At 60.5% G+C, this 24,419-nt stretch carries 25 protein-coding genes; 6 read left to right on the top strand and 19 right to left on the bottom strand.

Annotation, left to right across the window (positions count from 1 at the left end; translation table 11 throughout):
• Both BMZ91_RS16970 and BMZ91_RS16965 read right to left on the bottom strand, forming a co-directional pair.
• On the bottom strand, positions 1–576 hold a 576-nt coding region (locus BMZ91_RS16970; RefSeq protein WP_143076351.1), incomplete at its 3' end, for a GTP-binding protein.
• Positions 577–747: 171 nt separating this feature from the next.
• Positions 748–1,455 carry a hypothetical protein gene (locus BMZ91_RS16965; RefSeq protein WP_092841404.1) on the bottom strand — a complete coding sequence of 236 codons (708 nt, stop codon included), beginning with the start codon at positions 1,453–1,455 and terminating at the stop codon, positions 748–750.
• Between the two features lie 117 nt (positions 1,456–1,572).
• On the opposite strand from BMZ91_RS16965, the gene BMZ91_RS16960 reads away from it, so the two are divergent.
• Positions 1,573–2,958: a cytochrome P450 gene (locus tag BMZ91_RS16960; RefSeq protein ID WP_092841402.1), complete on the top strand. Its 1,386-nt coding sequence runs from the start codon at positions 1,573–1,575 to the stop codon at positions 2,956–2,958.
• A 50-nt stretch (positions 2,959–3,008) separates the two neighbouring features.
• Here BMZ91_RS16960 and BMZ91_RS16955 read toward each other — a convergent pair whose 3' ends face one another.
• Positions 3,009–3,884, bottom strand: coding sequence for a 3-hydroxybutyryl-CoA dehydrogenase (locus BMZ91_RS16955; protein ID WP_092841431.1), 876 nt, complete (start codon positions 3,882–3,884; stop codon positions 3,009–3,011).
• A gap of 160 nt (positions 3,885–4,044) precedes the next feature.
• On the opposite strand from BMZ91_RS16955, the gene BMZ91_RS16950 reads away from it, so the two are divergent.
• On the top strand, positions 4,045–4,878 hold the full coding sequence (locus BMZ91_RS16950; RefSeq protein ID WP_092841429.1) for a DUF6473 family protein: 834 nt from the start codon (positions 4,045–4,047) through the stop codon (positions 4,876–4,878).
• 70 nt (positions 4,879–4,948) lie between these two features.
• Here BMZ91_RS16950 and BMZ91_RS16945 read toward each other — a convergent pair whose 3' ends face one another.
• The 6 genes from BMZ91_RS16945 to BMZ91_RS16920 all read right to left on the bottom strand — a co-directional run bounded on the left by BMZ91_RS16945 (position 4,949) and on the right by BMZ91_RS16920 (position 9,206).
• Positions 4,949–5,875: an electron transfer flavoprotein subunit alpha/FixB family protein gene (locus BMZ91_RS16945; RefSeq protein ID WP_092841400.1), complete on the bottom strand. Its 927-nt coding sequence runs from the start codon at positions 5,873–5,875 to the stop codon at positions 4,949–4,951.
• Positions 5,875–6,633: an electron transfer flavoprotein subunit beta/FixA family protein gene (locus tag BMZ91_RS16940; RefSeq protein WP_085826124.1), complete on the bottom strand. Its 759-nt coding sequence runs from the start codon at positions 6,631–6,633 to the stop codon at positions 5,875–5,877. The genes BMZ91_RS16945 and BMZ91_RS16940 overlap by 1 nt, the downstream gene beginning before the upstream one ends.
• 187 nt (positions 6,634–6,820) lie before the next feature.
• Positions 6,821–7,393 carry a cob(I)yrinic acid a,c-diamide adenosyltransferase gene (locus BMZ91_RS16935; protein ID WP_092841398.1) on the bottom strand — a complete coding sequence of 191 codons (573 nt, stop codon included), beginning with the start codon at positions 7,391–7,393 and terminating at the stop codon, positions 6,821–6,823.
• A gap of 3 nt (positions 7,394–7,396) precedes the next feature.
• Positions 7,397–7,603 (bottom strand): twin transmembrane helix small protein, encoded by a 207-nt coding sequence (locus tag BMZ91_RS16930; protein WP_092841396.1) that lies wholly within the window; start codon positions 7,601–7,603, stop codon positions 7,397–7,399.
• Positions 7,604–7,723: 120 nt separating this feature from the next.
• Positions 7,724–8,551, bottom strand: coding sequence for an SDR family NAD(P)-dependent oxidoreductase (locus BMZ91_RS16925; RefSeq protein WP_092841394.1), 828 nt, complete (start codon positions 8,549–8,551; stop codon positions 7,724–7,726).
• A 37-nt stretch (positions 8,552–8,588) separates the two neighbouring features.
• Positions 8,589–9,206, bottom strand: coding sequence for an SH3 domain-containing protein (locus tag BMZ91_RS16920; RefSeq protein ID WP_092841392.1), 618 nt, complete (start codon positions 9,204–9,206; stop codon positions 8,589–8,591).
• Positions 9,207–9,368: 162 nt separating this feature from the next.
• Between BMZ91_RS16920 and parC the strand changes: the two genes are divergently transcribed.
• The gene (gene parC / locus BMZ91_RS16915) at positions 9,369–11,675 is read left to right on the top strand and encodes a DNA topoisomerase IV subunit A (RefSeq protein WP_092841390.1); all 2,307 of its coding nucleotides are present in this window, start codon (positions 9,369–9,371) and stop codon (positions 11,673–11,675) included.
• Positions 11,676–11,690: 15 nt separating this feature from the next.
• On the opposite strand, the gene BMZ91_RS16910 is transcribed toward parC, so the two are convergent.
• Genes BMZ91_RS16910 through BMZ91_RS16880 form a run of 7 tightly spaced genes read right to left on the bottom strand, consistent with a single transcriptional unit; the run spans position 11,691 to position 17,113 of the window.
• The gene (locus BMZ91_RS16910) at positions 11,691–12,569 is read right to left on the bottom strand and encodes a lysophospholipid acyltransferase family protein (RefSeq protein WP_092841427.1); all 879 of its coding nucleotides are present in this window, start codon (positions 12,567–12,569) and stop codon (positions 11,691–11,693) included.
• A 49-nt stretch (positions 12,570–12,618) separates the two neighbouring features.
• Complete coding sequence (locus tag BMZ91_RS16905; protein WP_092841388.1) at positions 12,619–12,897, bottom strand: HPr family phosphocarrier protein; 279 nt, start codon at positions 12,895–12,897, stop codon at positions 12,619–12,621.
• A gap of 12 nt (positions 12,898–12,909) precedes the next feature.
• Positions 12,910–13,302, bottom strand: a complete 393-nt coding sequence (locus BMZ91_RS16900; RefSeq protein ID WP_092841386.1) for a PTS sugar transporter subunit IIA — start codon at positions 13,300–13,302, stop codon at positions 12,910–12,912.
• Positions 13,303–13,309: 7 nt separating this feature from the next.
• Positions 13,310–14,203: an RNase adapter RapZ gene (gene rapZ / locus BMZ91_RS16895; protein WP_092841424.1), complete on the bottom strand. Its 894-nt coding sequence runs from the start codon at positions 14,201–14,203 to the stop codon at positions 13,310–13,312.
• Between the two features lie 54 nt (positions 14,204–14,257).
• Complete coding sequence (locus BMZ91_RS16890; protein WP_092841384.1) at positions 14,258–14,695, bottom strand: HPr kinase/phosphorylase; 438 nt, start codon at positions 14,693–14,695, stop codon at positions 14,258–14,260.
• A 4-nt stretch (positions 14,696–14,699) separates the two neighbouring features.
• Positions 14,700–16,412 (bottom strand): sensor histidine kinase, encoded by a 1,713-nt coding sequence (locus BMZ91_RS16885; RefSeq protein ID WP_092841382.1) that lies wholly within the window; start codon positions 16,410–16,412, stop codon positions 14,700–14,702.
• Positions 16,412–17,113, bottom strand: a complete 702-nt coding sequence (locus BMZ91_RS16880) for a response regulator transcription factor (RefSeq protein WP_085826135.1) — start codon at positions 17,111–17,113, stop codon at positions 16,412–16,414. The genes BMZ91_RS16885 and BMZ91_RS16880 overlap by 1 nt, the downstream gene beginning before the upstream one ends.
• A gap of 366 nt (positions 17,114–17,479) precedes the next feature.
• Here BMZ91_RS16880 and BMZ91_RS16875 point away from each other — a divergent pair, with 366 nt between their 5' ends.
• Positions 17,480–19,078: a phosphoenolpyruvate carboxykinase gene (locus BMZ91_RS16875; protein WP_092841380.1), complete on the top strand. Its 1,599-nt coding sequence runs from the start codon at positions 17,480–17,482 to the stop codon at positions 19,076–19,078.
• Between the two features lie 89 nt (positions 19,079–19,167).
• Here BMZ91_RS16875 and BMZ91_RS16870 read toward each other — a convergent pair whose 3' ends face one another.
• Positions 19,168–19,941, bottom strand: coding sequence for a sulfite exporter TauE/SafE family protein (locus tag BMZ91_RS16870; RefSeq protein ID WP_092841378.1), 774 nt, complete (start codon positions 19,939–19,941; stop codon positions 19,168–19,170).
• A 146-nt stretch (positions 19,942–20,087) separates the two neighbouring features.
• Between BMZ91_RS16870 and BMZ91_RS16865 the strand changes: the two genes are divergently transcribed.
• Positions 20,088–21,776: an acyl-CoA dehydrogenase family protein gene (locus tag BMZ91_RS16865; RefSeq protein ID WP_092841376.1), complete on the top strand. Its 1,689-nt coding sequence runs from the start codon at positions 20,088–20,090 to the stop codon at positions 21,774–21,776.
• On the opposite strand, the gene BMZ91_RS16860 is transcribed toward BMZ91_RS16865, so the two are convergent.
• Together BMZ91_RS16860 and BMZ91_RS16855 are read right to left on the bottom strand one after the other, a co-directional pair.
• Positions 21,773–22,747, bottom strand: a complete 975-nt coding sequence (locus BMZ91_RS16860; RefSeq protein ID WP_092841373.1) for an SLAC1 anion channel family protein — start codon at positions 22,745–22,747, stop codon at positions 21,773–21,775. The genes BMZ91_RS16865 and BMZ91_RS16860 overlap by 4 nt on opposite strands.
• A gap of 10 nt (positions 22,748–22,757) precedes the next feature.
• Entirely contained in the window at positions 22,758–23,456 is a 699-nt protein-coding gene (locus BMZ91_RS16855) for a fumarylacetoacetate hydrolase family protein (protein ID WP_092841422.1), read from the bottom strand.
• 163 nt (positions 23,457–23,619) lie between these two features.
• Between BMZ91_RS16855 and BMZ91_RS16850 the strand changes: the two genes are divergently transcribed.
• The gene (locus BMZ91_RS16850; protein WP_092841420.1) at positions 23,620–24,306 is read left to right on the top strand and encodes a DUF1045 domain-containing protein; all 687 of its coding nucleotides are present in this window, start codon (positions 23,620–23,622) and stop codon (positions 24,304–24,306) included.
• Positions 24,307–24,419 lie beyond the last annotated feature (113 nt).

Raw genomic sequence — 24,419 nt, 5'->3', positions numbered from 1 at the left:
GGCCGCCATCAGTTCGCGGATCGAATTTTCGCCGATCGCTTCGTCACGGCCTTCCATCGCGGCCAGGGCCGAGCCCTTGATGACCGGAATGTCGTCGCCGGGGTAATCATACGACGACAGAAGCTCGCGGATTTCCATTTCCACCAGTTCCAGAAGTTCCTCGTCATCGACCTGGTCGACCTTGTTCATGTAGACGACCATGTAGGGGATGCCGACCTGGCGACCCAGCAGGATGTGCTCGCGGGTCTGGGGCATCGGGCCATCGGCCGCGTTCACAACCAGAATCGCGCCGTCCATCTGCGCCGCACCGGTGATCATGTTCTTCACATAGTCGGCGTGGCCGGGGCAATCGACGTGCGCATAGTGACGGTTCTCGGTCTCATATTCGACGTGCGCCGTCGAAATGGTGATCCCGCGGGCCTTTTCTTCGGGCGCGCCGTCGATCTGGTCATAGGCGCGGAAATCGCCGAAATACTTGGTGATCGCCGCCGTCAACGTCGTCTTGCCGTGGTCAACGTGACCAATGGTGCCGATGTTTACGTGCGGTTTTGAGCGGTCAAACTTTGCCTTAGCCATGGTGCAGGGCGCCTTGTCGGTTGGGGGGCCCATCGGCCCGATTATCTACTCCGCGCGCCGTTTATTGGGTTACGCGGGGAAAATCAAGCCGTTCCTGCGGTTTTCGGGCGCGCAGATCGAATGGCGCCCTTTGCCCCGACAACCTGATGGCCATAGAGCGCCGCCTTGGCGTCACTCGGCGGCGGCCGGTGCAACGGCGGGCTCTTCGATGACCTCGGCCGCGGCTACGGCGCTGGCCGTCCTGGCCGCAGTAGACCCCTCATCCGCCTCATCCGCCGCAGTCGCGGCGGTGTCGGAGGTGGGCGCAACCTTGGGGCGGGCCTTGGACTTGGCAGGTTTGCCGTCGTCCTCGAACCACCCGAGATCGTTATTCTGGTTCTGAAGCCAGTTCTGAATCTGCTTGGCCGCGTTACGGCTCAGGTTCAGCATTTGTTTTTCCTTGCTCTGGGTCAGCCCGGACCCAAGCAAGACAGGACCAGAGATGCTTTCGAGCACGGTAACGGTATGCGGATTTTCATTGAGCTTTTTGCCCGCCGCATCGTCCCAGACGGTGACGTTGAGAATCAGCGCCGATTTGGGTGAGGCCACAAGAGGCACGCCCGGAATTGCCAGAACATAACCTTCGACGCTCACCCCGAGATGATAAAGTTTGGAGCCATCATAGCGACTGAAGCGGTCCGTCATCGCCTTGGTCATTGCCGCAATCCATTCCTCCTTGCTGGCCGCGCGCGAGGCCGGCCCCTTGGTCAGGTTTGGCGCAACCACCACGTTATGCCCAAGACTGAAGTTGCCCAGATAGGCCGGTGTCTCGTCAAGGTCATTGGGATTGGTGCAGGCGGTGATCAAAACCAGCCCGAGAAGGGCGAACAGGCGCGTCATTGGATATTCCCTTGGAAATGGAGTTGCCGACCGATACAGCAGCAGCCCGGTCTTCGCAATCATTTGCCCAAATGCGGCACCGCCCCTATATCATTGGGACCAGCAGAGAGGTGCCCGATGCAACCCGCAGCCCCGCCCCCCGCCGCCGCCAGCCCGGCCCGCACGTATCCCGTGAAAGTGCCGCTTGTCACCGAACCGATGAATATCTTCGCAAGTCTGAAGGCGGCGCGGGCCAATGTGTTGTCGATCATCCCCGACATCGCCACCCGCCAGCCGATGGTCTCGGGGCGCACCGGAAAACGGTGGCACATGGTGATGGACCCGGATGCAATCCGCCGGATGCTTCTGGAAAACCTCGACGATTACCCCAAGTCTCTGGTCACCAAAAACCTGCTGCGCCCGGCAATCGGCGAATCACTTTTCATCGCCGAGGGCGCGCATTGGCGTTGGCAGAGACGTACGGCGGCGCCGGTGTTTTCGCATCGCAACATGATGGCTCTTGCCCCGATCATGACCGCCGCCGCCGAACGATCCTGTGCGCGCATCGCCGAGGCCGGTCCCCAAGCGGTGGATATGGCCGCCGATATGGTGCGCACCACCTTTGACATCATCGCCGATGTCACCTTTTCCGATGACGGCACCTTTGACGCCGATGTGGTGCATCGCGGCATTGACGCCTATATCTCGGATGCCGGCAAGATTTCCTTGTTTGATATTCTGGGCCTGCCCGACTGGGTGCCGCGCCCGGCGCGGATCATGTCGGGGGGCAGTGTTTCGGCAATGAAACGCGTCGCCGACGAGGCCGTCGAGGCGCGTCGGGCGCGTGGGCCAGAGGGCGTGCCCGATCTGCTTGATCTGCTGATCGAGGGCGAAGACCCCGAGACCCACCGCAAGATGAACACGGCCGAACTGCGTGACAACCTCTTGACTTTTATCGTCGCAGGCCACGAAACCACCGCGTTGGCCTTGTCATGGTCGCTCTATCTTTGTGCCTATGATCAGGGCGTTCAGGACCGCGCCCGCGCCGAGGCGCAAAGCGTGCTGGAGGGCCGCGCCGCCACCGACGAGGATGTGGCCAGGCTGCCCTATATCCGCCAGATCATCGACGAAGCCCTGCGGCTCTATCCACCGGCGGGGATCATATCGCGCACCGCACAGATCGCCGATACCCTTTGCGGCCGCGACATCCGGCCCGGCGACACGGTGATCATCCCGATCTATGCGCTGCACCGCAATCACCTGCTCTGGGACGATCCCGACAGATTTCGCCCGGATCGTTTCGTTGATCGCAAGGCGGTGCCGCGCTATGCATACCTGCCATTTGGCGACGGGCCGCGGATTTGCATCGGGGCAAGCTTTGCCCTGCAAGAGGCCGTCATCATTCTGGCGACGCTCTTGTCACGCTTTCGCTTTACCCCGGTGGCCGGGCGCGACCCGAACCCAGTGATGATCCTGACGCTGCGCCCCGAAGGCGGTGTCTGGCTTGAGGCAGAGCCGGTTTAGGTGCGCTCCGCGCGGGAGTATTTATGGAAAGATGAAAGCCAGCGGTTGCGCTAGCGCGTGGGCACTGGTGTTTCGCCGCGATAGTCATAGAACCCGCGCCCGGTCTTGCGTCCGAGCCAGCCGGCCTCGACATATTTGGTGAGCAAGGGACAGGGCCGGTATTTGGTATCGGCCAGCCCGTCATGCAGCACGTTCATGATCGCGAGGCAGGTATCCAGACCGATGAAATCGGCCAGCTCCAAGGGGCCCATCGGATGGTTGGCGCCAAGCTTGAGCGACTCGTCGATTGATTTGACGTTTCCGACCCCTTCATAGAGCGTATAGACCGCCTCGTTGATCATCGGCATCAGGATGCGATTGACGATAAAGGCCGGGAAATCCTCGGCAGAGGCGGCGGTCTTGCCAAGCTTTTCAACCACGGCAAGGCAAGAATCGTAGGTTTCACGGTCGGTGGCGATGCCGCGAATAAGCTCGACCAGCTGCATCACCGGGACCGGGTTCATGAAATGAAACCCCATGAATTTTTCCGGTCGGTCGGTGCGGCTTGCCAGCCGGGTGATCGAGATCGACGAGGTGTTCGAGGTCAGGATGGTATGGGGCTGAAGATGCGGCAGCAACTCATCGAAAATCGCCTGTTTGACCGGCTCGCGTTCGGTCGCGGCCTCGATCACCAGATCGGTTGCCCCAAGATCAGTCAGTGTCTGGGTGGTGGCGATCCGCGCCATCGCCGCATCCATCTCGTCCTGGCTTATTTTCTCGCGACTGACCTGACGGTCAAGGTTCTTGCGGATCAGCGCAACGGCATTTTGCAACGCCTCGCCGCTGATATCGTTGAGCAGGACATCATAGCCCGCAAGCGCCATCACATGGGCGATCCCGTTGCCCATCTGCCCCGCGCCGACCACGCCGATTTTCGCAATATCCATCTGCCCGCCCCTGCCGTTGTTCGCGCCTAGCATAGGCCCCGTCAGGGCCAGGCTGCAAGAGCCGGAAACCACTAAAAACAGGGGTTAATTTTAGCTTTAGGAAATTCTCAATGGATTTACGCGAATCCTTGGGACGGGTGAGTTAAACATGGGGGGCGTTATGGCCTTTGAACGGATGGGGCGTCAGCCCGTCGACTATATGCCTGTGCGCTATGGGACATCAAAACTGCTGTTTCGTGGGCCGCAACGGGTCTTGAACAAGGATTATGTGGCCTGTCTTGGCGGCACGGAAACCTACGGCAAATTCATTGAGCGGCCTTATCCCGATCTGCTTGAACGGCAATTGGGCGTGACCTGCGTCAACTTCGGCTGGGCCAATGCCGGGGTCGATGCGTTTTTAATGGATGACGGTCTTGTTGATCTCGCGCGGGGCGCCAGGGCGGTGATCCTTCAGCTTCCCTGTGCGATGAACCTGTCCAATCCGTTTTACCGGGTGCATCCGCGCCGCAATGACCGGTTCTTGCAAGCAACGGATCGCATGCGACGGCTTTTCCCCGAGGTGGACTTCACCGAATTTCACTTTACCCGCCACATGATGGCGCAGCTGAACCAGATCGCGCCGGAGCGCTTTTCGGTGTTGCGCGAGGGGCTACAGGAAACCTGGGTCGAACGCATGGAACAGCTTCTGGCGCGGCTTGAGCGGCCCGTTGTGTTACTGTGGTTCGCCGGGCACAAACCCGGGCGCGGCGATGGCCCGGCCGATATTGCCAATGACCCGGCCTTTGTCAGCCGCTCGATGCTGAATGCCATTGGCGCGCGCGCCGCGCGGGTGGTTGAGGTGGTGATAAGCCGCGCCGCGCGCGATCAGGGCACGCGCGGCATGCGATTTGCCCCGATGGAAGAGGCGGTCGCCGCCGATCTGCCCGGTCCGCTGGCCCATGCCGAGGCGTCAAAGGCGCTCTTGCCGACGCTGACTGAGGTGCTTAGCAAATAGGTGAGACTACAAATAAGGCCCGCGCATATTATCTGCGCGGGCCTTTTCAATTCAACCGGCGAGGCCGGGTTTACAGCTTTTCGACAAGCTCGGGTACGGCCGTGAACAGGTCCGCGACCAGGCCGAAATCGGCGACCTGAAAGATCGGCGCTTCTTCGTCCTTGTTGATGGCGACGATGACCTTGCTGTCTTTCATGCCCGCAAGGTGCTGAATCGCGCCGGAAATACCGACCGCAACATAGAGGTTGGGGGCAACGACCTTGCCGGTCTGGCCAACCTGCCAATCGTTCGGCGCATAGCCCGAATCGACCGCAGCGCGCGATGCACCCACAGCGGCGCCAAGCTTGTCCGCGAGGCTTTCGATCAGCGCAAAGTCGTCCTTTGAGCCAACACCGCGCCCGCCCGATACCACGACACCCGCCGAGGTCAGTTCGGGGCGATCCGAGGCCGCGACCTTGTCTTCGACCCATTCCGACAGGCCGGGATTGGCGGCGGCGGAAATCGTCTCGACCGGGGCGGCGGCCTGTTCGCCAGCGGCGTCAAACGTCGAGGTGCGGAACGACACGACCTTTTTGCCATCCCGCGATTTCACGGTCTGAATGGCATTGCCGGCGTAAATCGGCCTCTCGAATGTGTCGGCATCCACAACGCCGGAAGCGTCAGAGATCACCATCACATCCAAGAGCGCCGCCACACGCGGCAACACGTTCTTGGCGTCGGTCGTGGCCGGGGCAACGATATGGCTATAATCACCGGCAAGGCTGACAATCAGCGCCGCAGTGGGTTCTGCCAGACGGTGACCAAGCGAGGCATCCTCGGCGACCAACACCTTGGAAACGCCCGCGATTTTCGCGGCCTCTTCACCGGCGGCCGCGGCAGATGCGCCACAGCACAGCGCCGTCACATCCCCCAGTTTTTCGGCGGCTGTTACGGCCTTCGCGGTGGCATCCAGCGAGAGTTCGCCATCGGTGACTTCTGCGAGAAGTAGAACAGACATTACACGGCCCCCGCTTCTTTGAGTTTTGCAACAAGCTCGTCTACCGAACCTACGATGATCCCAGCCGCGCGGGATTCAGGCTCTGACGTGCCGGTGATTTCAAGACGCGGGGTGACATCGACGCCGTAATCGGCGGCGGTTTTCTCATCCAGCGGCTTTTTCTTAGCCTTCATGATATTGGGAAGGCTCGCATAGCGCGGCTCGTTCAGGCGCAGATCGACCGACACGATGGTCGGCATCGTCACCTTGATGGTCTGAAGACCGCCATCCACTTCGCGGGTCACGACGGCGCTGTCACCGTCGATATCAAGCTTGGAGGCAAAGGTGGCCTGGCTCCAGCCCAACAGCGCCGAGAGCATCTGGCCGGTGGCGTTCATGTCGTTGTCGATCGCCTGTTTGCCGCAGAGTACGACGCCGGGCTGTTCTTCGTCGATCACCGCCTTGAGGATCTTGGCGACCGCCAAAGGCTCGATATCGGTGTGAACATCATCGGCGGCAATCACCAGAATCGCGCGATCCGCGCCCATCGCAAGCGCGGTGCGCAGCGTTTCCTGAGCCTGCTTGACGCCGATGGATACGGCGATCACCTCGTCGGCCTTGCCGGCCTCTTTAAGGCGAATGGCCTCTTCAACGGCAATCTCGTCAAACGGGTTCATCGACATTTTGACATTGGCTAGATCGACACCGCTGCCGTCCGCCTTGACACGGACCTTCACGTTGTAATCGATCACGCGTTTGACAGGTACAAGCACCTTCATTGGCATGGTCTCCCTCGGTTTGATGAAGAGCCGACGACTCTTCTGTAAAGCTATCTTGCGCGTTGATACCGGGTCTGGCGCAGGTGAAACAGGGCAAAATCGTCACGTTGGCGTCTGACGACGTCGCGTTTCCGGTTTTGAGCGCAAGAATCTTGCGAGAGTGTTGCAAGTGGGCGCTTGGCCGCTTTCAGCGGTTCGCGCCCGGAACCCACAAAACATCGTCCTTGCCGCCATCATTCGCCATGCGCGAGGCAACAAAAAACCAATCGCTCAGGCGATTAAGGTATTTCACCGCCGCCTCATTGACCTGTTCAATCGTTGCAAGTTCCACCGTCAACCGCTCGGCCCGGCGCGACACGGTGCGACAAAGATGCAGATGCGCCGCAAGCGCCGCCCCCCCCGGCAGAATGAAACTGCGCAGCGGTTCAAGATGCTTGTTCATCGCGTCGATTTCGGCCTCAAGCCGGTCAACCTGGCTCGCCGCCACGCGCAGCGGCGGATATTCGGCATCGCCGTCCTTGTCCATATCCGGGCGGCACAGGTCGGCACCAAGATCAAAAAGGTCATTCTGAATACGCGCAAGCGCCTCGTCGGTCTCGCCCGCGGCGGCGAGCCGGGCAAGGCCGACGGTCGCGTTGACCTCATCGACGGTGCCATAGGCGGTCACGCGGGCCGAATGTTTGGCCACCCGCGACCCGTTGCCAAGTGCGGTTTCCCCGGCGTCACCGGTGCGCGTGTAGATTTTGTTCAATACGACCATAGCTTAGCCCCCCTGCCTGCGGAAATAGACGAATATCAGGATAAGAACGATGGCAATGGCCTGCGCGATCAGGCGCCATTGCATGAATTTGTTCGACCGCTTGGCGTTCTCGACCCCCTCTTTGCCAAAACTGCTGATCCCTCGGATCAGAATCACCGCAACGGCAATACAGGCAACGGCCACGAGGATGAAAAGCGGGTCTTGCAGCATGAGATCGTCCTTTCCGAGTCGGTCCTTGGGGCCATTTGTAGGCGCGCCGGAACAAAAAGCGAAAGCGAAAACGTGACGCAGCCCCAATGCGCGGCCGGCACGCAAGAGCCGGACAAGCGGCTAGCCCTTGCTCAAAACCCAATCAAGCGCCCGCGCAGGCAGGACCCGGCGCAGCGCGCCCATCGCATAGGTTGGCGTCGTCACATAATAGCGCAGCTTGGGGCGCTTTGCCTCCAAGGCATGCACAAGCTTTTTGGTCACCGCCGAGGCGGGCCATTGCGGGCCCTTGCTGCTGCCTTTGTAAAGCTGATCGAGCAGGGTTTCACGATATTCCTCAACCCGCGCGGAGTTTTCCCAATCAACCCATTTCTCGAATTGCTTGATCGCATTGGCGCGAAACGCAGTGTCGATCGGGCCGGGATCAATGATCGAGACGTGAATGCCGGTGCCCGTCAGCTCCATGCGCATCGCATCGCTCAGGCCCTCGACGGCAAACTTGGTCGCCACATAGGCCCCGCGCCATTTCATCGCCACCAGCCCAAGTACCGAGGAACATTGCACAATCCGCCCCGCGCCTTGCTTGCGCATCACCGGGATCACCCGGCGGGTCAGGTCATGCCAACCGATGAAATTGGCCTGAAAGATCGTGCGCATCGCCTCGGTCGGGATATCCTCGACCGGCCCGGCAATCGCATAGGCACCGTTGTTGAACAGCGCATCAAGCCGCCCGCCGGTCGCCTCAAGCACCTCGGCAAGCCCCCTGGCAATGCTCGCCTCATCCTCGTAGTCGATCCTCGGGCTGTCAAAGCCCTCACCGCGCAGGCGCGCGCAATCGGCCTCTTTGCGACAAGAGGCAAACACCCGCCAACCCCGCGCCCGAAGCCCATGGGCCGCGTCATAGCCGATGCCCGTGGAACAGCCGGTGATCAATACGGTTTTTTCAGTCATGGCGCCGTTCTGACCTGCGCCGCCGGGTGATGCAAGCCTAGTTTGCCGCTGTCAAAAGCCGATCCGCCATCCAGCCGATGCGCCCACTCTCCTGCACCCTGAGTTTGATCCAGCCATTGCCGGGATCGCGCAGCACGATCACCTCGGTCCCGCGTGACAATTGTCCGATCCGGCTATAATTCGTGCCGGGCCCAGAGCGCATGTTAACCTTGGTGCTCGCCACTGTGCGAATATCACGGCTTTGCGACAGTGCCGCCTGCACGACTTCGGCCGGCTCGGGCACCGCGTCAAGACCGGGGGTTTTTGGCACCATGACGGCGGTGGCCTTGACCGTGGGCACGTCGATCACGGCGGTGGTGACCGCCGCTGGTGTTGCCTCGGTAGAGGCAAGCGTGACCGCTACGCGTTTGCCGACGGTCAGATCCAGATCGTGCAGCGAGGTGATGGTGCGCGTCACCGATGTCTCTGGCGCGACCATGCCATCCTGCGCCAGTTCGATCACGTTCACCCGCAACGGGCGTGGCTTGGGGCGCTGATTGTCAAGAATCGCGCGCGCCTGAATGGAATTGGCGACCGGGCGATAATCGGCCCCACCACTAAGGACATAAAAAGACCAACCGAGAAAAGCAAAACTTACAAGAATAAAGCGCCACATCGCGCATCCCCCACATAACCCAAAATAATTGTCTAAAAGCTTGGCAGCTAGACCGATAGTATCAGATTCGCGTCTTTGGTTCAGGGGGAAATCCCAAAACTTTAACGCGCTGTGGTTTCTATGTGCTTTACGTGGATTTGCACGGCGGGTATCACCGCATCTATGAGTGATTTAGTCGATGACCCCAACATGCTGCCCGAGGCCGTGCCAGAGACGCTGCGCCGGGCGATTGGCGAGCGCTATCTGACCTATGCGCTTTCGACGATCATGCACCGCGCCCTTCCCGATGCGCGCGACGGGTTGAAACCTGTCCATCGCCGCATCCTTTATGCGATGCGCGAGCTGCGGCTGAGTTCGACCGGGGGCTTTCGCAAATCCGCCAAGATAAGCGGCGACGTGATGGGCAACTATCACCCGCATGGCGACGCGGCGATCTATGACGCCATGGCGCGTTTGGCCCAGGATTTCGCGGTGCGCTATCCGCTGGTCGATGGTCAGGGGAATTTCGGCAATATCGACGGCGACAACCCCGCCGCCAGCCGTTATACCGAGGCCCGGATGACCGCCGTCGCCGAGGCGATGCTGGACGGGTTGAACGAAAACGCGGTTGATTTTCGCGACAATTACGACGGCACCCTGACCGAACCGGTCGTGCTTCCGGCCAGCTTTCCCAACCTTCTGGCCAATGGCTCAAGCGGGATCGCGGTCGGCATGGCCACCAATATTCCGCCCCATAACATCGCCGAGCTGGTCGATGCCTGCCTGCATCTGATCAAGACGCCCGATGCGCGCGACGACACGCTTTTGAACTATATCCCCGGCCCGGATTTTCCCACCGGCGGGGTGATTGTCGAGCCCCCGGAAAGCATCGCTCAGGCCTATCGCACCGGGCGCGGCTCGTTCCGGCTACGCTGTAAATACGAGGTCGAGGATCTTGGCCGTGGCCAATGGCAGATCGTTGTCACCGAGATCCCCTATCAGGTCCAGAAATCCAAGCTGATAGAAAAGATCGCCGAGCTGATCCAGACCCGCAAGGTGCCGATCCTCGCCGATGTGCGCGACGAAAGCGCCGATGATATCCGCCTTGTGCTTGAACCGCGCTCGAAGAATGTCGAGCCCGAGGTTCTGATGGGGATGATGTATCGTAACTCCGATCTCGAGCTGCGGTTTTCGCTCAACATGAATGTGCTGATCGACGGGGTCACCCCCAAGGTCTGTAGCCTCAAGGAGGTGCTGCGCGCCTTCCTTGATTTCCGTCAAGAGGTGCTGATCCGGCGGTCGCATCACCGAATGGAAAAGATCGACCACCGGCTAGAGGTGCTCGAAGGGCTGATCGTTGCCTTTCTCAATCTCGACCGGGTGATCGACATCATCCGCTATGACGACGACCCCAAGGCGGCACTGAAGCGCGAAGACTGGGGCCAGACATTCGTGCGTGCCGCATCCGAGGCCGATTATGTCCCGCCCCCCATCGGCGGCGAGGAAGGTCTGAGCGAAATTCAGACCGAAGCCATTCTGAACATGCGCCTGCGCAGTCTGCGCCGCCTCGAAGAGCTTGAACTCAAGCGCGAGCGTGACGCCCTGATGGCAGAGCGCGCGGGCCTTGAGGACCTGCTTGACGACGCAGGCCTGCAATGGGCTGCGATTGCCGATCAGCTGCGCGAGGTCAGGAAAACCTTTGGCAAGGATCACATCTGGGGCGCGCGCCGCACCCGCTTTGCCGAAGCCGGCGAAGTCGAAGAGGTGCCGCTAGAGGCAATGATCGACCGCGAGCCGATCACCGTGGTCTGTAGCGAAATGGGCTGGATCCGCGCGTTGACCGGCCATATCGACCTCAACCGAGAGCTTAAGTTCAAAGACGGCGACGCGCCGCGTTTCATGTTCCACGCCGAAACCACCGACCGGCTTTTGGTGTTCGGCTCGAACGGGCGGTTCTATACGCTGAGCGCCGCCAACCTGCCCGGTGGGCGCGGCATGGGCGAGCCGCTGCGCCTGATTGTCGATCTGCCCAATGAGGCCGCGATTGTCGATCTGTTCATCCACAAACCGGGCCGCAAGATGCTTGTCGCCTCCAGCGCGGGCGACGGATTTGTTGTCTCAGAGGATGAGGTCGTGGCCCAGACCCGCAGCGGCAAACAGGTGCTGAACGTGCGCGGCGATATCCGCGCCAAGGTCTGTCGCCCGGTGAGCGGCGATCACGTGGCCTGCGTTGGTGAAAATCGCAAGGTTCTGGTCTTTGCGCTTGATGAATTGCCCGAGCTTGGCCGCGGCAAAGGCGTGCGTTTGCAGAAATACAAAGATGGCGGGCTAAGCGATGCCACCACCTTTACGCTGGCCGAGGGGCTAAGCTGGCTTGATCCGGCCGGGCGCACCCGCACCGAAACCGATTTGACCGAATGGATGGGCAAGCGGGCCGGCTCTGGCCGCATGGCGCCGCGTGGCTTTCCGCGCGACAACCGATTTACCTGATTCAAAGCGCGCGGATCACTCGCCGAGTGAAAGGGTATGCTCGCGCAGCCATTCCATGAAACCGCGCGGATCGTTTTCTAGCATCTTCATCCGCTCTGCGCTGATCGGCGCACCGACAACCGGCTTTTGCGGCCTGTTACAGCTATGCACCACCTCATGCAGCAACAGCCCCTGGCGCAGGGTTGGCGAAATCCGGTTCGCCATCTGATACCAACGCGAATTCGACCCCGGAAAAAAGATCGGCACCACGGTCGCACCCGACCGGCGGATCATCTGGGCGGTAAAGACGTTCCATTCCCGCTCAACCGCCGGGCCAAACAGGGAATCGCTGGACGCGACAACGCCCGAGGGAAAGACACTGATCAGCCCGCCCTCTTTAAGATGGGCCATGGAATTGGCGCGCATCTCGACCGACTTGCGCTGAGCGTCTGGTTCATGCGGGAAGGGCACTGAAATCATGTAAGAGGCCGCCACCTCGTCGATCCCGGTCAAAAGCGCGCGGGTCAGGATCTTGTAATCATTGCGCCGCCGCCCGATCAGATCGGCCAGGATCATCCCGTCCACAAGACCATGCGGATGGTTGGCCACCACCACGACCGGCCCTTCAGCCGGGATATTCGCAATCTCTTCATCCGGCGTGCGAAGCGGGATGCCCATGGTATCAAGCGCCGCGCGCCAGAACGCCTGACCGGTCGGCGCACCGCGTTTTTCAAATTTGCGGATCATGCCAACAATCGCCAGCTTGCCCGTCATCCACTCCATCGTGCGGATGACGGCAGAGGTCACCCTGCTGTCAAAACTATTGGCATAGGTCAGGCTGCGGCGGTCATATTTGGTAAATAGAACCGTTTCGCCGGACTGATCACCGGACTCGTTCTGCGCCTTGATGCTCAAATGCTCCGTCCCTGTCCCGCTTCCATCGCCGTCGCGGACCTCCGCGCCGTCACATATCTTCGCCAAAGCGGTCTGCCACCAGTGCCGTTACCGCATCCGCAAGCGGCTCGGCGTCGGGCCCCGCGATTTCGACGTCAATAGTGCTTCCGTTGCCTGCTGCCAACATCAAAAGCCCCATGATGCTATCGCCCGAGGCGGATTGGCCATTGTTGGAAACCTCTGCCACCGCGTCAAATCCTTCAACCACCTCAACCAGTTTGGCGGCCGCGCGGGCGTGCAGGCCCTTTACGTTCACAATCTCAAGCTGCCGGGTTACCTTGTTTGTCATGGTATTACTTTCTCAATCAGCCGATACGTTGTGGCTATCTATATATTTGCGCCCGGCTTCAAGGGCTGTGCGCACCGCATCCGGCACACTCATCTGGCGGCTTTTCGCCAGCTTGATCAACATCGGCAGATTGGCCCCATAGAGAATGCGGCGACTGTCCGGCCGACACGCCCGCAGCGACAGGTTCGACGGCGATCCTCCGAAGATATCGGTCACAAGGACAACCCCGTCGCCGGAATCAACCGCATCCGCAGCCGCACATATTTCATCCTGCTTGAGGGCCCGGTCGTGATCGCCCTCGATATTGATCGCCAGAATGCCGGTTTGGGCGCCGACCACATGTTCGACCGCCTTCAGATACTCACGGGCAAGCCCGCCATGTGCCACGATCACAATGCCGATCAAGACAGCCTCACTCCTTCGATTTCAGCTCGGGCCCGGCGGGTTGACCCCGCCGCTCAAGCTCACGGTGCCTTATTGACACCTGCCAACCGCCCTCTGCAAGCTTTTGCGCGAAAGTTTCTGCCATGCAGACGCTTCGATGCTGCCCGCCGGTACACCCGAACCCGATCGACAGATAGGCCTTGCCCTCAGCCTCATAGGCCGGAAGCAACAAATGCACCAAATCCCCCGTGCGGGCGCAAAACTCGTCAAAGCGATCATCCCCACGCACGTAACCGGCCACCTCATCCGAGCGGCCATCAAGCGCGCGCAGCGTCGGCTCCCAATAGGGGTTTCGCAAAAACCGGCAATCAAGCACCATATCAAGACCGCGCGGCAGGCCACGTTTATAGGAAAACGAATGCACCGAAACCGCGAGCCGCGCCGCGCCCTTGGGGGCAAACCAGCGTTCCAGTTCGGCGCGCAGATCATGCGGTGACATTTCCGAGGTATCCACCAGGATATCCGCACGCGCTTGCACCGGACCCAATAGATCGAATTCGCGCGCAATGCCCGCTCCGGGGCTTTCGCCCGGAGCCAGCGGATGGCGGCGCCGGGTCTCGGAGAAGCGCCGGAACAGAACGTCCGCATTGCAATCCAGGTACAAGACCTGCAACGGGACACCTGCATGCCAGTCGTTGCGGTCGATCACCTCGATCAGGGCCGCCGTCGAGAAATCGCGATTGCGCACATCGACCCCAAGCGCCAGCGGCTTTTCAGGCGCGCGCCCATCCAGCAGTCGCGGCAAAAGCGACAGCGGGAGGTTATCAATCGCCTCGTATCCCATATCCTCAAGCACCCGGATCGCCGTGGTGCGCCCCGCCCCTGACGGGCCAGTGATCAGCACCAGCCGATTGGCGGCCATGACAGGCGTCTCAACGTCGGGCTCAACTGTGCCGCCGGGCATCCGATATCTCCTTCAGGTCAATCTGCCATGTTTAAGATATAGCAGTAGTGCCGCAGGAAAATGGGGGAAAGAAGATTTTCTGACAGAGGGCAAAGCAACACCCAAAATCCTGTCCCGACGCAAAGGCGGCAGCCGCTCATCCTCGTCATGGTCCAGATCGACAATCAGCGCCAACGGCTGTGCTCCGATCGCCGGCAGATGCAGAATACCCATGCCGCGCGCCTCGATCTGGCCGACGATGGTGTCGGGTGCGGCGGCCATCACCTGTGCGTTCTCGCGCCAGAGGCGGGTTCGGTCATCCGCAACAAGATCGGCCCCAAGCGCCAGAAGTTGCAAAGCAAGCCCGGATTTACCGCGTCCCGCCGCGCCCCGGATAAGCACCGCGCGGCCCGAATGGGCCACGCATGTGGCATGCACCATGATCTCGGACGGCCCCGCCGCGTCGGTCACCGGATCAGACCGGCAAACCCACAACGAAACGCGCGCCAAGCGGCTCGGATGTGGCATCGGCATGGGTCGGGCGGATATTCTCGGCCCAGATCACCCCGTCATGCGCCTCGACGATCTGCTTGGAAATCGCCAGGCCAAGGCCGGAATTATTACCAAAATCGCCTTCGGGACGTTCCGAATAGAACCGCTGAAATACCTTTTCAAGCGCCTGATCGGGAATGCCGGGACCGGTGTCTTCGACCACGACAAGCACGCGGTTGGCCCGTCGCCGCGCCCAAAGCCGGATCGCATCGCCCTCTTCACAAAAGCTGATCGCATTGGTGATCAGATTGACAAACACCTGGGCCAGACGCGCCTCAAGCCCGGTGATGACAATCGGTTGGTTTGGGAAATCGGCGATAAATTCGATGCCCTTCTTGTCGGCCTCTTCGCCAAGATACTGGCCGAGATTGCGCAGCATGTTCAGAAGGTCAAAGGATTCCTGTTCTTCCTTCACCAGTTCACTATCAAGCCGCGACGCGTTGGAAATATCACTGACAAGGCGATCAAGGCGGCGCACGTCATGTTCGATCACCTCAAGCAGGCGCTCGCGCTGATCCTCGCGCTTGGCGATCCGCATCGTACCCACGGCCGAGCGCAGGCTGGCCAGCGGGTTCTTGATCTCATGCGCCACATCGGCCGCGAATTGTTCATTGCCGTCAATCCGGTGATAAAGCGCCGCCACCATACCGCGCAAGGCGCCGGAAAGCCGCCCGATTTCATCCGGTCGCGCCGTCAGATCAGGGATCCGGATACGCCCTTTGGGGCCGTCGCCGCGATTGCGCTCGCGACCGATCTCCGCCGCCATCGCAAGATCGGCAAGCGGGTTGGAAATAGTAGAGGCGAGGATAAGGCTGAGACCGACCGACACAAGCGTTGCGATCAAGAACATCTGCAACACGCGCTCGCGATCCGCGCGCGCGAGCTTGTCAATCTCACCGGTGGCATTGGCAAGCGCCACAACCGCGACCGGCTCACCGGCCTGCATCACAGGGGCCGCAACCGACAAAACCGTACCGACCGCCGTCTCACCGGTTTGCACCTGCACCCCGCCATTGACGGCCAGATCGACCATGTCGCGCGTCAGATCTTCGACCGAGCGCTGGCGCGCCACGCGCTCAGCACCTGAAAACGGCGCCGAAAGCCAACTCCAGAACCGGTCAAGAAAGTCGGTCATCGGTGTCGCGGGCAGGTCCTGCGCCGCCCCAAGCCGCGGCGTCGTTCCAAGCTTGTGCCCCGCCAGCACGCCGGTGCGATCAAAAATGAATATCTCGGTGCCCGCATGAACATCGAACCGCGACAGGGTGTCTTCGACATCGAGTCCGTCACCGCTCATCAGGTTCACAGGCGCACCGGCAGGCAAGCGCGACTCGACCACATCGGCAATAAGAGTGGTCTGCCCGATCAGGCTATCGGCGCGCTGCAATGCGAGATTGTCATGCGATGAGTTGAGATAGAGAATCCCGACCACCAGCACATTGAGAGCGATCAGGTTGAAGGTAATGATCTTACGAGTCAGAGAAGATTCGCGAAACGAAAACCACCCCCGCTGCGCCCGGCGCGCAGTGAGTTCGGTTTCATCCGCCCGGTCAGGGGCGACGAAATCATCCCCAAGGACAACGTCGTTATCCTGTCGCCGCACCATATTGCGAACCTCTATCCCTTCCGCGAGAGCCATTATTCCTCGTTGTACCTGTATCCGATACCATAAAGCGTTTCGATCGCCGAGAATTCAGGATCGGCCATCCGCAATTTCTTGCGCAGACGCTTGATGTGGCTGTCGATGGTGCGGTCATCCACGTAAACCTGATCGTCATAGGCCACATCCATCAGCTGATCGCGGCTTTTGACGAAACCGGGGCGCTGCGCGAGGGCCTGCAACAACAGGAATTCGGTCACGGTCAGCGACACATCCTGGCCTTTCCAGCTTACCGAATGGCGCAGCGGATCCATCCGCAACTCACCGCGCTCGATAACCTTGGTTTCTTCGGTATCGGCCACCACATCGCCGTTATTGGCATCCTGACGCCGCAGAAGCGCGCGAATGCGTTCGACCAGAAGACGCTGTGAAAACGGTTTCTTGACATAATCGTCCGCGCCCATGCGCAGCCCGAGAACCTCGTCGATCTCATCATCCTTCGAGGTCAGAAAAATCACCGGCATCTGCGATTTCTGGCGCAGGCGCTGCAACAGGTCCATGCCATCCATGCGCGGCATCTTGATGTCCAGAACGGCCATATCCGGCAATTTCTTACTGAAGGCATCAAAGGCCTGCTGGCCATCGTTATAGGTTTCAACCTCAAAGCCTTCGGCCTCGAGCGTCATTGATACGGATGTCAGAATATTCCTGTCATCGTCCACAAGGGCGATTTTCGACATAGGTTTGTTCCTTATACTGCTCAGATTACCTGCTTTTTTCGGCTACTATGCTCTGGTTTGGCGCATCCAATCAATCCAAATCTGCGAATCAGCACCCAAGCGACGCCCCATTGACGCAAATAAATCTTAGGAATGGCTAAATTGACTCACTTTTCCCGCAGACCGTGATCACCGCTTACGCCAACTGCCGGGTGGTTGCGCTAACTTGCGCTTGGTTGCGCTAACCGCGCCAATGCGCCCTGTTCTCTTTAAGAACCAGCGTGTTAAGAGGCGCTTAGCCGGGCAAACTGCCCGACCGACGCCGCCAGCCGGCGCCTCATAGATATGCCGCATCGCGCGGACATGGCTAAACAGGAGCTTGGAACCATGACATTCGGACGGGTAAACCCGCAATTTCGACTTGAAGATCAAGGGATCACAGGGTTGGGAAATGTCTATTACAACTTGATTGAACCCGCGCTGATCGAAGCCGCCCTGAAAAAGGGCGAGGGCACCTTAGGCAAAGGTGGCGCGCTTTTGGTGACGACCGGGAAATTCACCGGACGCTCGCCGAAAGACAAACATGTCGTCAAAACCGACAGCGTGGCTGATACGATCTGGTGGGAAAACAACGCCGAGATGTCACCCGAGGGGTTTGACGCCCTGTACAACGACATGCTGGCCTATATGAAAGACGGCGATTTCTTTGTGCAGGATCTGGTCGGCGGCGCCGACCCGACACATGCGATCAACGTGCGCATGATCACCGAACTGGCCTGGCACGGCCTCTTTAACCGCCACATGCTGCGCCGCCCCGAGCGCGACAGTCTGGACACATTCATTGCCGATTTCACCCTGATCAACTGCCCCGGCTTCAAGGCCGATCCGGCCAAGCATGGCTGTCGCTCGGATACCGTGGTTGCGATGAATTTCGATCGCAAGCTGATCCTTGTGGGCAATACCGAATACGCCGGCGAGAACAAGAAGTCGGTCTTTTCCCTGCTCAATTACCTGCTGCCGGAAAAAGGCATCATGCCGATGCATTGCTCGGCCAACCACGCCAAGGGCAACCCCGTCGACACGGCCGTTTTCTTTGGCCTGTCAGGCACCGGTAAAACCACGTTGTCGGCCGATCCCGCGCGCACGCTTATCGGCGATGACGAACATGGCTGGTCGGATCGCGGCACCTTCAACTTCGAGGGCGGCTGTTACGCCAAGACCATCAACCTTGACCCCGAAGCCGAGCCGGAAATCTATGCGACGACCACCAAATTCGGCACCGTGATCGAGAATATGGTGTTTGATCCGCTGACGTTCGATCTGGACTTCGAGGACGATTCGCTGACCGCGAACATGCGCTGCGCCTATCCGCTGCACTATATCTCGAATGCCTCCGAGACAGCGCTTGGCGGTCACCCCAAGAACATCATCATGCTGACCTGTGATGCGTTTGGCGTGCTGCCCCCCATTTCGCGGCTGACGCCAGCGCAGGCGATGTATCACTTCCTGTCGGGCTTTACCTCGAAAGTGGCGGGCACCGAGCGGGGCGTAACCGAGCCGGAGCCGACCTTTTCGACCTGCTTTGGCGCGCCCTTCATGCCGCGCCGCCCCGAGGTTTACGGCAACCTTCTCAAGGCGAAAATCGCCAAGCACGGCGCGACCTGCTGGCTGGTGAATACCGGCTGGACCGGTGGCGCCTATGGCACCGGGTCGCGCATGCCGATCAAGGCGACCCGCGCGCTTTTGACCGCGGCGCTTGACGGATCGCTGAACGAGGTTGAATTCCGCAAGGATGCGAACTTTGGCTTTGATGTGCCCGTGGCCGTGCCCGGCGTTGCCGAAGTGCTGCTTGATCCGCGCCGCACCTGGGAGGATCCCGACGCCTATGATGCGCAGGCCAACAAACTTATGCAGATGTTCGCCGATAACTTTGCGCAATATGTGCCCTTCATCGACGATGACGTCAAAGCCGCCGCAATCGGCTAGGCCATTGCGCGGGCGTGGGTTTCACCCACCCTACACAAACAGCAGACGCCCCGGCCCAATGGCTGGGGCGTTTTGCGTCCGGGGACGCGCTACAGGATCATGATACCCCGCCGGATCAGGTTCAGCCCGGCGATCAAAAGCACCCAAAGCGTCATCCGGCGAAAGGTCGTCTGATCGAACCGGTCCTGTAGGCGAAAGCCGATCCAGATCCCCAAAAGCGCCGGTGGCATCATCCCAAGCGACAGCGGCAATGTCTCGGCTCGAAGCACGCCAGAGCCGATATGCGCCCCCACAAGCGCCAATGCGCCGAGGCCATAGATCACGCCCTGCACGCGCATCTGTTCTTTCTTTTCGGTGCCCCGCGCCGTCAGCATCGCCACCGTGGGCGGCCCCCACATGCCGGAAATGCCGCCGAACACCCCCGCAAGCGCGCCCATCGCCGCCTCGCCCCTTGGCCCCGGATCAGGCGGCAGCCGCAGACCCCGGCCAAACAGGGTGGACAGGGCGTAAAGCGTGATCAGCGGCCCGATGAACAACAGCATTCCCGCCGGTGGCAAGACCGGCACAAGCTGTGCCGCCAGCACCATCACCACGCCGCCCGCAGCCAGAAACACCCGGAACCGGAGCACCGAGGCCAGAGCCGCCCCCGCCCCCTGTCGCAGGGCCTGCCAGAGATTTGTCGCCAGCGTCGGCAAGATCAGCCCCGCCAGCGCCAGATCGGGCGCCATGACAGAGCTAAGCCCGGCGATCAGCACCGTCGGCATGGCAAAGCCGACCACGCCCTTGACCATGCCCGCGCAAATTGCCACGCCAAAGGCAAACGCCCAGCCCCAGAGCGGCCCGATATCAAAAAACGCTTCCATGATCCCCTCTTAACACGCTCTCTAGGGCGGCAGTCCATAAAATCAATGCGCAACTTTCAATCAAAAACCCCAACCTTTTCGTTAAATAGTTGCGCTGCACCTGCGAAGTAGATAAAACCGGCCCCAATCACGAAAGGACGCGTTACATGGCACATGACGGACAGGATATTGCAATGGCGAAACCGATCATTCTGGGCGACCTTCTGGCCCTTACAGGCGCCTCCATTGGCCCGGTTGAAACCCTCTTTGAAGCGGCAAAATCCAATATTCGCCAATTGGTTAGCATTGATGGCCGGGTGTCGGGCGCCACCATCGAGGCGCACCAGAGCGCGGCCCATGGTCTGGCCTGGCTTGCAACCTACACAGAATCTTTGCGGCAGATGCAGCATTGGGCCACCCGGCTGAACGAATCCGGCAGTTTTGGCGAGGTCGAACAGCTTTTGCTGCAAATCGCCTTTGGCGAATATCTTGGCCAGATTCAGGGTGGCATTTTGATGAACCAGGGCGAGATCATCCGTGCCCATGACATGGGTCTGAGCGCCACCGATATGGCCGCCTTTGCGCGCCCCGCCGTGACCACGCTGATCGCCGATGGCAATAGTCAGGCCGCGCGCAGCCGCCTTGTCGAGCTGATGCAGGAACGCTCGGCCGAGATCACCGTCGGGCGCACCGGGCTTGATGACGAGCTTGAAATGATCCGCGAACAATTCCGCCGCTTCTCGGTCGACAAGGTCGAGCCGCACGCCCATGACTGGCACCTCAAGGACGAGCTTATCCCGATGGAAATCATCGAGGAACTGGCCGAAATGGGTGTCTTCGGCCTGACCATTCCCGAGGAATTTGGCGGTTTTGGCCTCTCCAAAGCGTCGATGGTGGTTGTGTCCGAGGAGTTGAGCCGCGGTTATATCGGCGTCGGAAGCCTTGGTACCCGCTCCGAGATCGCCGCCGAGCTGATCCTTTGTGGTGGCACCGATGCGCAAAAGGCGCATTGGCTGCCGAAACTGGCCAGCGCCGAAATCCTGCCGACGGCGGTGTTTACCGAACCCAATACCGGCTCTGATCTGGGCTCGTTGCGGACCCGCGCGGTCAAGGACGACAACGGCGACTGGAAAGTGACCGGCAACAAGACCTGGATCACCCACGCCGCGCGCACCCATGTGATGACATTGCTCGCGCGCACCAAGCCCGACACCACCGATCACCGGGGCCTGTCGATGTTTCTGGCCGAAAAGACGCCGGGCACCGACGCGGCCCCCTTCCCGACCGACGGTATGAGCGGCGGCGAGATCGAAGTACTGGGCTATCGCGGCATGAAGGAATACGAGCTTGGCTTTGACAACTTCCATGTGAAGGGCGAAAACCTGCTTGGGGGCGAAGAGGGCAAAGGCTTTAAACAGCTGATGGAAACCTTTGAATCCGCCCGCATCCAAACCGCCGCCCGCGCCGTTGGTGTGGCCCAATCGGCGCTTGATGTGGCGATGAAATACGCCATTGACCGCAAGCAATTCGGCAAAAGCCTGATCGAGTTTCCCCGCGTCTCGGGCAAGCTTGCAATGATGGCGGTCGAGATCATGATCGCCCGTCAGCTGACCTATTTCAGCGCTTGGGAAAAAGACAACGACCGGCGCTGTGATCTTGAGGCGGGCATGGCCAAGCTGCTTGGCGCGCGTGTCGCGTGGGCGGCGGCCGATAACGGGTTGCAGATCCACGGCGGCAACGGTTTCGCGCTTGAATACACCATCAGCCGCATTTTGTGCGACGCGCGCATTCTCAACATCTTCGAGGGCGCCGCCGAAATTCAGGCCCAGGTCATCACCCGCCGCCTGCTGGATTAATCGGGCACGAAAACCTCGTTGTTTCGCACGGCTTTGGCGGTGCGGAACAACAGCGCCAGTATGATCACGCAAAGCACCGCCAACAGGCCAAGCCCGATGATGCGATGCCCCGCCGATCCGGTGGCATCGGCATAGGTAAAGCTTGCAATCGTCACCCCCGCCATCGGAAAGCTAAGCGCCCAGAACGCCAGTGAAAACGGCAGCCGCAGAAGGCTTGGCAATTGCACCGCCACGATCAGCGTGAACAAATAAGCCACGTTCAAAAGCACGCGGGCCAGGGGATCAATCCCGCCCACAAGCGCCACCCAGGCCAGAAACCCGACCGAGGGCGGCGCAATCAGAATGACCAGCGTCGGCTGAAGCCGCACCGGCAAAGGATCATGAAAAATCAGCCGGTTCATCACCAGCACCAACATGATTATCCAGAAAATGAGCCCGACCGAGGTGAAAAACCAGCTGATCTCGACATAGCCCAGAGGCACGCCGCCAATCGCCACGATCACATTGCCCACCGCCGGAATGAACCAGGCGGGCGTCAGGTGCCCATGCTGAAACGCGCGCGCACTGATCCAGCCGCTGACCACCGACACCGTCAGAACAAGCTGTAGCGGCACCGCCACAAGCCACATCGCCCGCGCCAGCCCCGGCGCCGGATCAAGCATCACCACCGACATCAGGACAAGCGCGATCGAGATCGCCGGAAAGAACGCAAGCTTGACCGGGTGCTGCCATTCGGCCACCACGGCGCCCGGATGGAGCAGACCCTTGGCGACATACAAAAGCGACACGACCGCAAAAACCACCATGGTCAGGACATGCGCCACGCCAGAGATGAGATACCCCACCCCAAGCGTCGCCTCGCCCGCCCGAAGCGCAAGCGTAAAGCCGCAAAGCCCCATCACGACGGTGAAAAGCGTGACCGGCACATGCGCAAGCCAATTGGTCGGGGCGGGCTGTGCCGTCTCTGACATGCGCCCGCGCCTATTCGGGCGCGCCGATGTTCAGCGACAGGTCGCTCAACCCGTCAATCTGACCATGCAATGCGCTGCCGGGTTTGACCGGCCCGACGCCCGCCGGAGTGCCCGTATAGATAAGATCCCCCGGCATCAGATGATAGAATTGCGACAGATGGGCGATCACTTCGGGCACCGACCAGACCATATCGCTTAGCCGCGCCTCCTGCACGGTGGCGCCGTCACGTGTCAGGCGAATCGCCTGATCGGCGATCTCGCCAAACTCTGCCGCTGTGGTCAGGGGGGCGATGATCGCCGAATCCTCAAAATCCTTGCCCAGATCCCAGGGGCGGCGCTTGTCCTTGGCCTGCGCCTGCAAATCGCGGCGTGTCAGGTCGATCCCGCAGGCATAGCCATAGACCGCCTGCATCGCGTTGCCCTTGGACGCCCGAAAGGCCGGCGCGCCGATGGCGACGACAAACTCCATCTCGTAATGGCAATCCTGCGTGCCGAGCGGATAGGCAATGCTCGCCCCGCTGTGACAGATCGTATGCGCCGATTTGGTGAAATAAAACGGTGCTTCGCGATCCACCTCATTGCCCATTTCGGCGGCATGGGCGGCATAATTGCGCCCGACGCAGAAAATCCGGCGCACCGGAAAGCCGCCCTCTTGCCCAAGAACAGGAACTTGCGGCGCTGCGGGAACGTCAAAAAGCGATAAGGTCATAACGGGCTCCGGGGCTGGCTGGTGTCTTTGGCGCCCGTTATGCGCCCGGCCCCCGGCCTTGTCAAAGCCCCCTCGCCCGCCGCGGCATTGGCGCGGGTCAAACCCTGTGTCATGAAGGCACGACATGACCCTGACAGATCATGACAAACCAAAAGGCCCGCGCATGGATTTCAAAAGATACGCCATCTACGCCACCCCTGCCCCCGGACCGCTCGCCGATTTCGGCGCGGCCTGGCTTGGCTGGGATTGCGCGGCGGGCTGTGCGGTTGATCACCCTCATGTTTCGGGCCTGCCCATGCCACTGGCCGAGATCACCGACGCCCCGCGCAAATACGGCCTGCACGCGACGATGAAACCGCCCTTTCGCCTGACCGAGGGGCAAAACGAGGCTGCACTCAAAGCCGCCTTTGAGAGGTTTTGCAGCACCACGGCACCGGTGACGCTTGACGCGCTCACCCTCGCCCGGCTTGGCCGGTTTCTGGCGCTCGTGCCTCTGGGCGATCAAACCGCATTGAACGCGCTTGCCGCCAAGACCGTGAAGGCCTTCGAGCCATTTCGCGCGCCCCTCACCGAATCCGAGCTCACCCATCGCCGCGCCGCAGGGCTTAGCCCCGAACAGGACGCTCTTTTGCTGAAATGGGGCTATCCTTATGTGATAGAGGCGTTCCGCTTTCACATCACTCTGACCGGCAAGCTCCCCCGAGCGCAAGCGGTCGAGACACACACCATCCTTGCTCGGCTTATAGAACCGCTTTTGCCGCGCCCCTTCCCGATCTCATCTCTCGCCCTGATGGGCGAGGATGGGCTTGGCCGGTTTCACCTGATCCATCGGCGTGCCCTGTCCGGATAGGCGATTTTCAAGGCCGTCCCGGGCCTTTACGCCTGCGCGGAATGGTACGACTGGAAAAAGAGGTTTTTGCCTTCGGCGAGGATATTTAGCGCCAGAAGAAACAACAGCCTATT

The organism is Roseovarius lutimaris, from assembly GCF_900115165.1.
GTDB lineage: Bacteria > Pseudomonadota > Alphaproteobacteria > Rhodobacterales > Rhodobacteraceae > Roseovarius > Roseovarius lutimaris.
This window is presented reverse-complemented; position numbering and strand designations above follow the sequence as displayed.